Here is a 13,409-nt window from a genome sequence, read left to right on the forward strand (position 1 = left end):
CGGCGCGATTCATTCTCAAACGCTTCCCTGCATGCTACAGCTTGCTTGCACCACCATCGAGCGACTGATTTGGCAAAGGCAAAACGCGTACAGAAATGGCAGCGGGACCCGGAGGGGATGCGGCTTCGCATTCTCGAGGCCGCCAAGCAGGAATTCGCCGCCCATGGCCTCGCTGGCGCGCGCGTCGACCGTATCGCGGCCAATGCCGGCGCCAACAAGCGCATGCTGTACTACCACGTCGGCAACAAGGAAGACCTCTATCTCACGGTGCTCGAGGGCGCCTATGAGAAGATCCGTTCCGAAGAACGTGAGCTCGATCTCGAGCATCTCGATCCGCCCGAGGCGATCGAGCGGCTGATCGACTTCACCTGGAACTACTTCCTCCGCAATCCGGAATTCCTGGCGCTGCTCAACACCGAAAACCTCGTCAAAGCGCGCCATCTGAAGCGCTCGACCAAGGTCAAATCGATGCACTCGCCGTTCGTCGAGATGATCCGCACAGTGGTGACGCGCGGCGTCGAAAGTGGGGATTTCCGCGTCGCCGTCGATCCGGTGCAGCTCTACATCTCGATCGCGGCGCTGTGTTTCTTCTATCTCTCCAACAGCGCCACGCTCTCCGTGATTTTCGGCCGCGACCTCCTGAAAAAGGAGGCCAGGGACGAACGGCTGGCCCATATGGTGGCGCTGGTGCTGGCGGCGCTGACGGGGAAGTCGACCGCGGATTTCGGCAAGACCGCAGGCCAGGCCGTGCGCGCACCGGCGCATCAGCCGGTTTGATCCCGTCGTCCTGCGAACGCAGGGGCCCATGCGCCGTGACCTCTCGATTGAGGCGGTAGTCTTTGATCCTGCTGTGACAATTGACGTCGGTGGTCAGGGGTTCCTGCTCTCGCAGGAACGATGGCGGGGCGCGCAAATTGCCGCACGAAAACCCGCTTGCCAGTATTTATCCAACGAGTTAATTTCGGATCAGAAAAGACGATCACCAGGGAGCGGAGCGTGGCCGAGCTGAAGCGCGAGAGTAGCGTGTCGAAAGCGCTGAACGCGGCGTGGGTGCGGCCGTTTCTGTTCCTGCTGTTCATCGTGGTGATGTGGGACGTCACCATCCGCGTGTTCCAGATTCCGGCCTATCAGATCCCGGCGCCCGGCGATGTCGTGGCGGTGCTGCGGACCGAGTGGCCGGAACTGTTGCGGCAGTCCTGGCCCACCACCTACGCCACCATCTGCGGCTTCCTGCTGTCGGCCGTGTTCGGCATTCCCGTCGCCATGCTGATCGCGGGATCGAAGACCGTCGAAAGCTATATCTATCCGCTGCTGGTATTCTCGCAGTCGGTGCCGAAGATCGCGATCGCGCCGCTGTTCGTGGTCTGGTTCGGTTTCGGCATCATCCCGAAGGTGATCTCGGCGTTCCTGCTCGGGTTTTTCCCGGTGGTGGTGTCGGCGGTGCAGGGCTTCAAATCGGTCGACCCCGACATGGTCGATCTCGCCCGCGCCATGCAGGGCAGCCGCTTCCGGGTATTTTGCGCCGTCAACCTGCCGCATGCGATGCCCGCGATCTTCTCCGGGCTGAAGGTCTCCATCACGCTCGCCGTCGTCGGCGCCGTGGTCGGCGAGTTCGTCGGCTCCAATTCCGGCATCGGCTATGTGATGCAGCGCTCGATCGGAACGTTCGACCTGCCGACGATGTTTGCCGCGCTGGTGATCCTGGCGCTGCTCGGCGTGGTGCTGTTCTGGGTCGTCGACCGCATCGAACGCCTCGTGATTCCCTGGCACGTCAGCCAGCGTGACGACATCATTTTTGCTTCGTAAGCCAAGCCAACAAACGGTCCGCTCAAGGGCCGCATCACCACGAACGGGAGGATGACCATGATACGAACGATAGCGGCGATCTCCGCCGCCCTGATCTGGACCGCGCTTTCGGTGTTGCCAGCGTCTGCCGCCGACAAGGTCGTGCTGATGCTGAACTGGTACGTCTATGGCGAGCACGCGCCGTTCTATTACGGCAAGGCCAAGGGTATCTATGCGGCCGAGGGCATCGACCTCGAGATCCAGGAAGGCCGCGGGTCGGCGGCGACCACGCAGGCCGTTGCGGCCAAGACCGCCAATTTCGGCTATGTCGACGTGCCCACGATGATGCGCGCGGCCGTGAAGGGCGCGCCGATCGTCGCCACCGGCGTGCTGCTGCAGACCAGCCCGATGTCGGCGATGGGCTTTGTCGAAAAGAACATCAAGAAGCCCGAGGACATCAAGGGCAAAACGGTGGCGATCACGCCGGCCGATTCCATGACGCAGATCTGGCCGCTGTTCCTGAAGAAGACCGGCTTGAAGGAAAGCGACTTCCAGACAGTCGCCGGCGACGGCCAGACCAAGCTGAACGCCGTGATCAACGGCCAGGCCGACCTGCTGCTCGGCTACGTCATGGACCAGTCGATGAAGATCAAGGACGCGACCGGCAAGGACGTCAACGCGATCAAGTTCGCCGACTACGGCATCAACATGGTCTGCTCGGGCGTCGTCGCCAACACCGAGTTCGTCAAGGCCAATGCCGATCTCGTCAAGCGCTTCATGTCGGCGACGACCAAGGCGGTAGAGGCGGCCGAGAAGGACGCCAAGGGCGCCGCGCAGGCGATCCTCGACGCCAACCCGAAGGGCGGCAAGATCGAGACGCTGACGCAGGGCTTTGAGCTGACGATCCCGCTCTACCGCACGGCCGAGACCAAGAACAAGCGGCCGTTCCAGGTGACCGACCAGAACATGACCGACACGGTCAACCTGATGGTCGAATATGGCGGGCTGGATGCCAAGGCCAAGGACAATCCGAAGGCGTTCTACACCAACGACTACCTGCCGCAGGGCGGTTCGTGAACGGGCTTGTGACAAATCTATCGTCGTCCCCGCGCACGCGGGGACCCATAACCCCCGGCCTTGGTTGTTGCAGCAGGTCTCTACCGGCCTGCTCGAACGAAAGGGCACGGCGTATGGGTCCCTGCTCCGTGCGCAACCGCGCACTAGGCAGGGACGACAGCAACCTCCTGAGTGGACTTCGCTGAATGAACCCCGCGACCAAACCGACCGAGTTCGACCAGCCAGCCGCGCACCTGCGGCTGGTTTCCGATCGCGCCGGCGGCGCGGCGTCGGGCATCACGCTGTCCGGCGTCTCCAAGACCTATCGTTCGCGCGACGGCGACGTGCCGTCGCTGCGGCCGCTGGATTTCCACATCAACGAGGGCGAGTTCTTCGTCGTGGTCGGCCCGTCCGGCTGCGGCAAGTCCACGCTGCTCAAGATGATCTCCGGGCTGCTCGCGCCCTCGACCGGCGAAATCCTGGTCGAAGGCGAGAAGGTGACGAAGCCGCACGGCAATGTCGGCATCGTGTTCCAGAACGCGCTGCTGCTGCCATGGCGCAACATCCTTTCCAACGTGATGTTGCCGATCGACATGAAGAAGCTGCCGCGCGATGAATACCTGCCGCGGGCGAAAGCGCTGTTGAAGCTCGTTGGGCTCGACGGGTTCGAGAAGAAACTGCCGTGGCAATTGTCCGGCGGCATGCAGCAGCGCGCCTCGATCTGCCGCGCGCTGGTTCACGATCCCAAGATCATGCTGATGGACGAGCCGTTCGGCGCGCTCGACGCCATGACGCGCGAGAAGATGAATGTCGAGCTGATGCGCATCCAGCGCGAAACCGGCAAGACCGTGCTGCTGATCACGCATTCGATACCGGAAGCCGTGTTCCTCGCCGACCGCGTGCTGGTCATGACCGAGCGTCCCGGTGCGATCGCCGCGATCTACGACGTGCCGCTGCCGCGCCCGCGCTCGCTGGACGCGATGGCCGATCCCGCCTTCACCGAACTGGTGCAGCGAATTCGCAAGCATTTCTTCACCCAAAGCGCACTGGACTGAAACGGGCCTTCGATGCCGCCACGCCTGGTCGTAAAGGACATCGCTTTTTTCGAACGGCAGGTGACGTTTGCCCGGCCGTTCCGGTTCGGCGCGGTCGTGATCAATGCGACGCCGCAGGTCTTTGTGCGCGTCGAGATCGAGGTTGAAGGCAAGGGCAGGGCAGTTGGCGACAGTGCCGAATTTCTGGTGCCAAAATGGTTCGACAAGCGGCCGCATCTCTCGCCGGCGGAGACCGTAACCGAGTTGCGGCGCTCGCTGATAATCGCGCGCGATATCTATCTGGCGCAAACAGCGTTTGAGACCGCCTTCGGTTTGCACGCCGCCTGTATCGGCTTGCAAACCGAGGCATGCGCCGCCGTGGACATTCCGCCGCTGGCCGCGGCGTATGGGCCGGCCGAAATCGACAAGGCTATACTGGATGCGCTGCTGCGCTGCACGGGTGCCAACTTCTTCGATGGCATGGCGGCGAACATTGCCGGTATCGATGCGCGCCTGTCGCGCGACCTCGGCGACGATGATGTGGCGCGGTTTCTCGCCGGCCGCAGTCGGCTGGAGCGCGTGGCGATTCGGCACACCGTCGGCATGGACGACAAGGTCGAGGGCGAAGGCGGTGTTGCCGATCGGAAGGAAAACGCGGGAGCGCGCTATTTCAAGCTGAAGCTCAACGGTGACCCGGCGCACGATGCGGATCGGCTGAGCCGGATCGGCAAGGAACTCGCCACGCTGCCATACGATTATCGCGTCACGCTCGATGCCAACGAACAATATGCCGATCTCGCCGCCCTGAGCGCGCTGGTTGAGCGCCTCGACCGCGACGCCGCGCTGCGACCGATCGCGCAAAAACTTCTCTATATCGAACAGCCGATGCCGCGCGACATCACGAAGGCATCGCCGCTCGGCGCGCTGGCGCGCCGCGATTTCATCGTCGACGAGGCCGATGATTCCTATGACGCCTTCCCGGTAGCACGGGCGCTCGGCTATCGGGGCATCTCCTCGAAATCCTGCAAGGGCATCTACAAGTCCGTCATCAACGCCACGCGCGCGGCCCAATGGAGCGCTGCCGGCGAAAAATGCTTCATCGCCGGCGAAGATCTCACCTGCCAGGCGGGCCTCGCCGTGCAGCAGGACCTTGCGCTCGGTGCACTGATCGGCGTCACCCATGCCGAACGCAACGGCCACCATTATGTCGATGGCTTTGGCGATACGCCTGCCACGGAGGCGGAAGCGTTTCTCGCCGGCCATCCCGATCTCTATGTCCGCGACGGCGGAAAGATCCGGCTCGCGATCCATGACGGCGATCTCCTGACGGGGTCGCTGACCACACCGGGCTTCGCCACTGCCGTGCATCCGGACTGGTCCGCGATGTCGCCGCTCGCAGCGCCCACAGCCAAAATTTCTCTGGAGAAAGCAGTATGACGACCAAACGCCTCGGCCTGATCATGAACGGCGTGACCGGCCGGATGGGGCTCAACCAGCATCTGATCCGCTCCATCATCGCGATCCGCGACCAGGGCGGCGTGCTGCTATCCAATGGCGACCGCATGCTGCCCGACCCGATCCTGATCGGGCGCGATGCGGAGAAGGTAGAGAAGCTCGCCAAGCGCTTCAACGTCGAGCGATGGTCGACCGATCTCGACAAGGCGCTCGCGGACAAGAACGATACGATCTTCTTCGATGCCGCGACCACGCAGGCTCGTCCGTCGCTGCTGACCAAGGCGATCGAGGCCGGCAAGCACGTCTATTGCGAAAAGCCGATCGCAACTAATCTCGAAGAGGCGATCGCGGTGTTGAAGCTTGCCAACGCCAGGGGCGTCAAGCACGGCACGGTGCAGGACAAGCTGTTCCTGCCAGGCCTGAAGAAGCTCGCTTTCCTGCGCGATTCCGGCTTCTTCGGCCGCATGCTCTCGGTGCGCGGCGAGTTCGGCTATTGGGTGTTCGAGGGCGGCTGGCAGGAGGCGCAGCGGCCGTCGTGGAATTACCGCAGCGAGGACGGCGGCGGCATCATCCTCGACATGGTCTGCCACTGGCGCTACGTGCTCGACAATCTCTTCGGCGAGGTCGAGAGCATTTCCTGCCTCGGCACGACGGATATCCCCGAACGCTTCGACGAGAAGGGCAAGCAGTACACGGCGACTGCCGATGACTCCGCCTACGCCACCTTCCGTCTCAAGGGCGGCGTCATTGCGCATATCAACATGAGCTGGGTGACGCGCGTCTACCGCGACGACCTCGTGACGTTTCAGGTCGATGGTACCCATGGCTCGGCGGTGGCGGGCCTGACCGACTGCGTGATCCAGGCACGCCAGGCGACGCCGCGGCCGGTGTGGAATCCGGACGAAAAGCGCACCCATGATTTCTATGCCGACTGGCAGAAGGTTCCGGAAAACGTCGTCTACGACAACGGCTTCAAGGAGCAGTGGGAGATGTTCATCCGCCACGTCTGCGAGGACGCGCCCTACAAGTTCACGCTGCTGGAAGGCGCCAAGGGCGTGCAGCTCGCCGAATGTGCGCTGCAGAGCTGGCGCGAGCGGCGCTGGATCGACGTTAACCCGATCAAGGTGTGAGGAGGCCTGACCATGAACAAGCCCGTCCTGCCGATGTCGTCGCTTTCCCTGAAATTGCCGGCCGTTGGCGGCCTGATCGAGACCTATCGTCTCGCGGCGTCGCGGACGTTTCCGGCAAAGCTCCAAAGCCCGCTGAACCGCGTAGCCTTCTCCGCCGCGCATGTGGTGGCCGATCCGTTTGCCGATAATGATCCCTGGCTGACATCCGCGATCGACTGGGATCGCACCATTGCGTTCCGAGAGCATGTCTGGGATCTCGGCCTTGGCGTCGCCGAAGCGATGGACACCGCGCAGCGTGGCATGGGGCTGGACTGGACAACTTCGCTGGAACTGATCCAGCGCTCGGTGAGGGCAGCGCAGGCAAGGGGCGGTGCGCTGGTGTTTTCCGGTGCCGGCACCGATCACCTCGCGGTGGAAGATGCGAAGTCGATCGACGATGTCATCCGCGCCTATGAGGAGCAGATCGCGGCGGTCGAGAAGGCGGGTGGCCGCATCATCCTGATGGCCTCCCGCGCGCTGGCAAAGCTCGGCCGCAGTGCCGACGATTACGCCAGGGTCTATAACCGCGTGCTGGGGCAGGTGCGCGAGCCCGTGATCATCCACTGGCTCGGCGACATGTTCGATCCGGCGCTGGCGGGCTATTGGGGTACCGATGATCTCGACAAGGCGATGGATGCGGCAGTCGCCATCATCAACGCCAACGCGGCCAAGGTCGATGGCGTAAAAGTCTCGCTGCTCGACAAGCAGCGCGAGATCGATATGCGCCGGCGTCTCGACAAGAACGTCAAGATGTATACCGGCGACGATTTCAACTATGCCGAACTGATCGCGGGCGACGCGCAAGGTTTTTCGCACGCGCTGCTCGGCATCTTCGACGCCATCGCGCCGGCGGCTTCCTATGCGTTGTCGCGGCTCGCAGCCGGCGACGAGGCCGGCTTCCACGACGTGCTGGGGCCGACCGTGCCGCTCTCGCGCCATATCTTCCGGACGCCGACGCGGTTCTACAAGACCGGCATCGTGTTCATGGCTTATCTCAACGGCCATCAGGATCATTTCACCATGGTCGGCGGGCAGGAGAGCACGCGCTCGACACTGCATCTGGCCGAATTGTTCCGGCTTGCTGACAAGGCGGGTCTGCTCTCCAACCCTGAACTGGCGACACGGCGCATGAAGACGGTGCTGGCCACGCGCGGCATCGAACCCTGATGCGCGATTTTTCTTCCGATCACCGTTGGCTGTCGCTGAACACGGCGACGGTCCGCAAGCAGGGCGATCTCGTTGCCATCATCGACGCTTGTGCGCGGCACGGCATCCGCGCCATCGATCCCTGGCGCGACCAGGTCGCTGCCGTCGGCCTCGACCGCGCGGTGCGAGCCGTTCGCGACGCGGGCCTTGAACTCTCAGGCTATTGCCGCGGCGGCATGTTCACGGCGGACGCGGGGCATCGCATCGAGGCGCGCGACGACAACCGTCGCGCCGTCGACGAGGCCAAGGCGCTGGGCGCGCCCTGCATCGTGCTGGTCGTCGGCGGCCTGCCGCAATATTCGCGGCCGGGAAGCGCCATTTCGAAGGACATCGTCGCAGCACGCACGCAGGTCCACGACGCCGTTGCCGAAATGATGGAGTACGCAAAACAGGCAAACATGCCGCTTGCGATCGAGCCGTTGCATCCGGCCTACGCCGCCGACCGCGCCTGCGTGAACACGACGAAGCAGGCGCTGGATATTTGCGACCAGCTCGATCCCCAGCGCACCGGCGCGCTTGGCGTCGCGCTCGACGTCTATCACATCTGGTGGGATCCGGAGTTGATGCCGCAGATCGCGCGCGCCGGGAAAGATCGCCTGCTCGCGTTTCACGTCTGCGACTGGCTGGTGCCGACGAAAGACATCCTCAACGACCGCGGCATGATGGGCGACGGCGTCATCGACATCAAATCCGCGCGAGCGGCGGTCGAAGCGCAAGGCTTTGTCGGCTATTCCGAGATCGAAATCTTTTCCAACGACTGGTGGGCGAGGCCGATGGACGAGGTTTTGAAGACTTGCATCGAGCGGCATCGGACGGTGGTCTAGCGACCATCGACCGAGGTCCTCGTTCGCTGTCTCAATGGCGGACGGTGTTGTCTCGTATGTGAACTGACGCGCCTTCTGGTTGTGATAGTGTCGCGCCAAGGGACAGCGCACGGTTCCAGATTTAACCTTTTGCGCGGCTATTTAGATTAACAAAGGGTTACCGTTGCGCCTGTGCGCGCTGCGGCGTTAGCTAATCGGTAAGGAGAATTTCTCCGCGAACGATGAGCGACAACATGAAAATCCTTTACGCAATTGCGACCCTCACACTGCTTTCGACCTCGGCGCAAGCCTGGCAGATCGTGGATCGCTGCACCCACAGCAGGTACTTTGGCAGTGTGTGCACGAGGTCGTATGTCGACGATCCGGTGCGCAACCCGGCGCAGGAGCTGGAAGACGAAAAGGCAAGGCGTGCCAGCATCGAGAAGTGGGAAGCGTTCTGCAAGCCGAAGCGCACCTACGATAATGAAGGCGTGGTCCGCCTGGTTTACGCCCGCAAGGGTTGCGAGTTCGGACGCAGCGAATAATTGCTGCTTCCGCTCCTCGCGATCAGCGAGGAGCATCCCGGGCTTTCGCCCGGTGATGCCGTGGCCTTGCTGCGCCCGAAAGACAGCTAAATCTTTATCGACCAAATTGCGATCCGGTTAGGTACGCCGCTTTACGACGCCTCAATGCTTGTCGGCCATTGCTGACGCACGGCATTTTTTCAAGAGGCAGTATCAATGCGCGTGTTCATCGCAATCTCGATTGTCGTCGCTTCGGTATCGTCAGCGCCCGCGCAGACGGCGGATGCCGCCCGGGCTGTCGAAGCGGCATGGGCTGCAGCGGCCGCCCGGGCTGCGGCCAATGCCTACGCCACGCCGTACAGACTGAAGAGCAATTTTTACGTCGGCGGCAGCGGCACCGTGAAGATCACGCCCCGGACGGCCGAAGACCTGAAGGCCGATGAAGCGGGCCAGGCGGCATGGCAGGAACGCTGCCGGCCGACCGTGGTCGAAGACCGCGAGGGGCTGCGGCGCGTGAGATATGCCGAACGCGATTGCGATCTCTCCCGCTTCAATACCGCCGGGAACTAAAATTCCCGACCTCAGAGGCGCCTGTTTCGCCTAGGCCCTTCCGGGGCGAAATGCTAGAGCTTCCCCAACTACCGTTGGGGCGGCATGACTTTCACATCCTGGCAGTTTGGCGCCTTCGTCGCGATTGTGTTCGCGGCCTATTACCTGCCGGCGCTGCGCGCGTTTCAGGTCCAGCTCCTGGTCTTCGCCAGCCTGTTCTTTTACGGCTACGGCCAGCCGGAACTGCTGGCGCTGCTGGCGGTCGCGGTTTTCGGAACCTATCTCTTCCTGGTCCTGGCGCTGCGAAGCCGCCGGCTCTGGCTTCCCGCCGGCATCGCCTTCAACCTCGCGCTGCTCGCATTCTTCAAATACAAGCTGCTCTTCATCGATCCGGCATCTCCGAGCCTGGTTGATTTCGCGCCGCTTGATTTCCTCCTCAAGCTGCCGCTGCCGATCGGCATCTCATTTTTCGTCTTCCACAACATCAGCCTGTTGGTCGACCTGACCCGGCAGAAGGCAGCGCCGCCGTCGCTAGTGGACGTCTTCCTCTACATCATCTTCTTTCCGCAGCTCGTTTCCGGTCCGATCACGCGCGCGGAAATGTTCATGCCGCAGATCAAGCCGAAATATCTTGCGGACATTCCTCTCGTCGACGCCGCAAAATGGACTCTGACCGGGTTTTTCTTCAAGCTCTACGTCGCCAACAACCTCAATGAAATGACGTCTTACATGAGCTTCCCGCTCTACGAGACGCTGCAGACCCAGGATCGCTGGCTGCTGGTTTTTCTCTACAGCTACCAGATCTACGCGGACTTCTTCGGCTATTCCGCGATCGCCATCGGCCTCGGCCTGTTGTTCGGTTATCGCCTGCCGATCAACTTCGATCTTCCCTACATCGCGACCTCGTTCTCCGAGTTCTGGACGCGCTGGCACATCTCGCTGTCGAACTGGCTGCGGACCTATCTCTACATCCCGCTCGGCGGCAATCGCCACGGCGTCTGGCGGACCTATTTGAACCTGATGATCGTGATGGGGTTGGGCGGTCTCTGGCACGGCGCCGGCCTAGGCTACCTGATGTGGGGGCTGTTGCACGGTCTGTTGCTGGTGCTCGAGCGCCCCTTGCTGGCGCGACTGGCGGCCGTCGATTTCGCGGCGTTTCGCGTAGCCCGGATGACGGTCGTTTTCTTCTGCGTCACCATGCTCTGGATCTTCTTCAAGCTGCCGAACTTCGATCATGCGGTGGGCTACCTCGCGGGCATGTTCACGCCGAGCACGAATCCCAATCCGACCAAGCTGTTCTATAGCCTGGCGCTGCTCTATTCGCTGCCGGTCATGATTCAACACCTCGGTTTCCGTCCGCTGTCCGAGGGAAGGCTGCGATGGGCGGAGCCGTATCTCTACGGTTCGATGGCCGCGTTGATGTATCTGGAAGCCGGTCCGGACACATCGTTTATTTATTTTCAGTTCTAGGAGCGACAAAAAGTGTCTGCCGTTCGGTGGTTGATCAAATGCAGTGCGGGCGCGGCGATTCTCCTGATCGCCTGCGGCTTCGCCACCGCGCGCTTCGGCAGCGGGCTGCAAATGCCTGCTACGACGACGCGGGACGGCACGCTGATCACGCTCAGCCGCTACCTGCGCGAACCGGTGCCCGACGTCGTGCTGGTGGGCAGTTCGCTCACGTTCCGCCTCAAGGAGGAATATTTTGCAACGCCGAGCTTGCGGAACCTGGCGCTTGCGGGCGGTTCTCCGGTCACCGGACTGAAGATCGTCGCGAACCGGCCGCAACTCCCCGGACTCATCCTGGTCGAGATGAACGTCCTTTCCCGGTCCGTCGATGCACCGCTGGTCGAACGTTATTCACGCGACATTGAGCCGCTGTTCTTTCGTCCGGTCCGGGCCGCGGTGGCCGCCTACGAGCAGCGGCGTCACGCGCCGCTTACGCATGAGCAGGTCGCGCCCGAATTGCGCAGATTGGTCGGGCGGCCGCCGAGCGATTTCGACAACCGGGTTTATGCGGATCGCGCGCTGCAGCAGTTCAATGCAGAGGATCCGACGGATGAGGCCAGGATCAACACAAAGCGGATCGAGGAATTGATCCGGATGGTGGAGCAACGCGGCGCGAGGGTGTTGCTGATCGAGCTGCCTTATTCCGAAGCGATCGAAAGCTCGCGGTCTGCGGCAATCACGCGGAAGATCGCTCACGCCGCGTTTCCGGATTCGAAACGATGGCTGCCGGTCGAGGTGAACCGCAGCGAATTGCGCTGGACGGATGGTGTTCACCTCGACGAACGCTCTGCGGTGATCGTGACACAGGCGATGGAACGCGCGCTGGCATCGGCGCGCATGGCGAAGTAACCCGGCCGTCGTCATCGCGTTTGAGCAAGGAAGGCGATAATTTTCTTTCTGTCGTCGCTCGATGGGAGGCCGCCGTACGGCTTCATGCTGTTGCCGGGTACGACCTCATCGGGATTTGCAATGAAGCGATCGAGCTTCTCCTCGTCCCAGACGAAGCCGGCCTCCTTCATGGCGCCGGAAAACGCGTAGTCCGGCAGCGAGCCTGCTTTCCGTCCGACGATCTTGTGCAGGTTGGGGCCAAGCCGGTTGTCGCCCTCTCTCACCATGTGGCAGGTCCGGCAGGCATTGTTGAACGCCTGTTGTCCTGCGGCGCCGTCCGTGCCTTGCGGCGTTTGAGGCAGGGCGGAAGGCGATGCAAGCATGTACGCTGTTCCGCCCAATGCCATGATCAGGAGCAACCGGCGCCGATACCACGTAGGTTTGTCTTGCCGGCTCGAAATTGGCCGTGCGAACGGAATAATTGAGTGCCATCGCCTCATTCGATCACCTCGTCAGGCAGGGATTGAGTCAAGGTTGCGGTCATGGGCGTGCGGTCTGTTGCAGCGTATTGAACCGCGCCTTCTGCTCATTGCTCAGCGTGGCGTAGAACTTGTCCAACGCCTCCTGCACCCAATCGGCTGCCTCGAGCATGGCCTTGAGCCGCTTCTCCATCGCGTCCAGCCGCCCGACCGGGGTAAGCGGCACGTCATCCGGACAGGCAGCTTGCAGCCCTGCAACCGCCTTCCTGGTCACCTCGCTCAAGCGGTCGAGCGTTTCCTTTTGCTGGCCTGCGGGACGTATCACGGCCTCGATCCGCTCGATCGGTAGCTGCGTGAGGCTGGATTTCGGGTCGCCGCAGGCCTCGGCTTGAGTACTGGCTTCCTGCGGCTTCTGCTGTCGCGAGCGCTCGCCGACATCAGGGCCGAGCGCGTTGAAGCGCGCCTTTTGCTCGTCGTTCAGCGAATTATAGAACTGTTCAAGTGCCGGCCTCACGACCTTCACAGCGTTGAGCGTTGCGTTGACGCGGCTCGTCATCGCCCGCAGGCGAGCGGGGGGCGTCATCGCATAGGAATCGACGCAGGATTCCTTGAACGCATCGGCCGCCTTTGCCGCGGCGGTCTTCAGTTCATCGAGCAGGGCGCGTTGTTCGGGCGTCGGCCGCACCGCCCGCGTGATCTCTGCGATCGGCCAAGCGGTTACGCCTTTGTCCGGATCTCCGCACAATTGCCGGAGAGTCTGCGGACTTACGCTGGTGCGTCCGCGCGCGCGATAATCGGTGATTGCCGCACCTGGTTCTGGATATCGGGCGTAAGCGGAATAGGGGCTGTCCGTACCCCAGAACACCGTGTCAACGAAATCGTCGTAAGCGTAAGCCCAATAGCCGGGGTCGTAGGCGGTGGGCCAGAACGTATATTCGAAGATATCGGAATAGGCATAGGGCCAGAATACCGGGCCGAGCCAGGCGACAAACGCTGCGCGGTGGCCGCGCCGCCA

The 13,409-nt window shown here is 62.5% G+C and carries 14 protein-coding genes; 12 read left to right on the forward strand and 2 right to left on the reverse strand.

Annotated features, from left to right (window positions below; translation table 11 throughout):
* The first annotated feature begins 117 nt into the window (after nucleotides 1-117).
* The 12 genes from CQ12_RS01560 to CQ12_RS01615 all read left to right on the forward strand — a co-directional run bounded on the left by CQ12_RS01560 (nucleotide 118) and on the right by CQ12_RS01615 (nucleotide 11,936).
* Complete coding sequence (locus CQ12_RS01560) at nucleotides 118-777, forward strand: TetR/AcrR family transcriptional regulator (protein ID WP_057833593.1); 660 nt, start codon at nucleotides 118-120, stop codon at nucleotides 775-777.
* Between the two features lie 219 nt (nucleotides 778-996).
* Entirely contained in the window at nucleotides 997-1,806 is an 810-nt protein-coding gene (locus CQ12_RS01565) for an ABC transporter permease (RefSeq protein ID WP_057833594.1), read from the forward strand.
* 57 nt (nucleotides 1,807-1,863) lie between these two features.
* On the forward strand, nucleotides 1,864-2,862 hold the full coding sequence (locus CQ12_RS01570; RefSeq protein WP_057833625.1) for an ABC transporter substrate-binding protein: 999 nt from the start codon (nucleotides 1,864-1,866) through the stop codon (nucleotides 2,860-2,862).
* Nucleotides 2,863-3,047: 185 nt separating this feature from the next.
* Complete coding sequence (locus tag CQ12_RS01575) at nucleotides 3,048-3,896, forward strand: ABC transporter ATP-binding protein (RefSeq protein WP_057833595.1); 849 nt, start codon at nucleotides 3,048-3,050, stop codon at nucleotides 3,894-3,896.
* A 12-nt stretch (nucleotides 3,897-3,908) separates the two neighbouring features.
* Nucleotides 3,909-5,312, forward strand: coding sequence for a mandelate racemase/muconate lactonizing enzyme family protein (locus CQ12_RS01580; RefSeq protein WP_057833596.1), 1,404 nt, complete (start codon nucleotides 3,909-3,911; stop codon nucleotides 5,310-5,312).
* Nucleotides 5,309-6,460, forward strand: coding sequence for a Gfo/Idh/MocA family protein (locus CQ12_RS01585; protein WP_057833597.1), 1,152 nt, complete (start codon nucleotides 5,309-5,311; stop codon nucleotides 6,458-6,460). Before CQ12_RS01580 ends, CQ12_RS01585 begins: the two co-directional genes overlap by 4 nt.
* Nucleotides 6,461-6,472: 12 nt before the next feature.
* The gene (locus CQ12_RS01590) at nucleotides 6,473-7,666 is read left to right on the forward strand and encodes a dihydrodipicolinate synthase family protein (RefSeq protein ID WP_057833598.1); all 1,194 of its coding nucleotides are present in this window, start codon (nucleotides 6,473-6,475) and stop codon (nucleotides 7,664-7,666) included.
* Nucleotides 7,666-8,529: a sugar phosphate isomerase/epimerase family protein gene (locus CQ12_RS01595; protein WP_057833599.1), complete on the forward strand. Its 864-nt coding sequence runs from the start codon at nucleotides 7,666-7,668 to the stop codon at nucleotides 8,527-8,529. The genes CQ12_RS01590 and CQ12_RS01595 overlap by 1 nt, the downstream gene beginning before the upstream one ends.
* A gap of 233 nt (nucleotides 8,530-8,762) precedes the next feature.
* Nucleotides 8,763-9,053 carry a hypothetical protein gene (locus CQ12_RS01600; protein WP_157087930.1) on the forward strand — a complete coding sequence of 97 codons (291 nt, stop codon included), beginning with the start codon at nucleotides 8,763-8,765 and terminating at the stop codon, nucleotides 9,051-9,053.
* A 195-nt stretch (nucleotides 9,054-9,248) separates the two neighbouring features.
* Nucleotides 9,249-9,602 (forward strand): hypothetical protein, encoded by a 354-nt coding sequence (locus CQ12_RS01605; protein WP_057833601.1) that lies wholly within the window; start codon nucleotides 9,249-9,251, stop codon nucleotides 9,600-9,602.
* Between the two features lie 84 nt (nucleotides 9,603-9,686).
* On the forward strand, nucleotides 9,687-11,051 hold the full coding sequence (locus tag CQ12_RS01610; RefSeq protein ID WP_057833602.1) for an MBOAT family O-acyltransferase: 1,365 nt from the start codon (nucleotides 9,687-9,689) through the stop codon (nucleotides 11,049-11,051).
* A 12-nt stretch (nucleotides 11,052-11,063) separates the two neighbouring features.
* Nucleotides 11,064-11,936, forward strand: coding sequence for a hypothetical protein (locus CQ12_RS01615; RefSeq protein ID WP_157087931.1), 873 nt, complete (start codon nucleotides 11,064-11,066; stop codon nucleotides 11,934-11,936).
* A gap of 11 nt (nucleotides 11,937-11,947) precedes the next feature.
* On the opposite strand, the gene CQ12_RS01620 is transcribed toward CQ12_RS01615, so the two are convergent.
* Together CQ12_RS01620 and CQ12_RS01625 are read right to left on the reverse strand one after the other, a co-directional pair.
* Nucleotides 11,948-12,298 carry a c-type cytochrome gene (locus CQ12_RS01620; RefSeq protein ID WP_245309678.1) on the reverse strand — a complete coding sequence of 117 codons (351 nt, stop codon included), beginning with the start codon at nucleotides 12,296-12,298 and terminating at the stop codon, nucleotides 11,948-11,950.
* Between the two features lie 157 nt (nucleotides 12,299-12,455).
* Nucleotides 12,456-13,409 (reverse strand): Spy/CpxP family protein refolding chaperone (locus tag CQ12_RS01625; protein ID WP_198164039.1); only part of this gene is annotated, 954 nt, incomplete at its 5' end.

Origin of the sequence: Bradyrhizobium jicamae (assembly GCF_001440395.1) — a bacterium.
GTDB lineage: Bacteria > Pseudomonadota > Alphaproteobacteria > Rhizobiales > Xanthobacteraceae > Bradyrhizobium > Bradyrhizobium jicamae.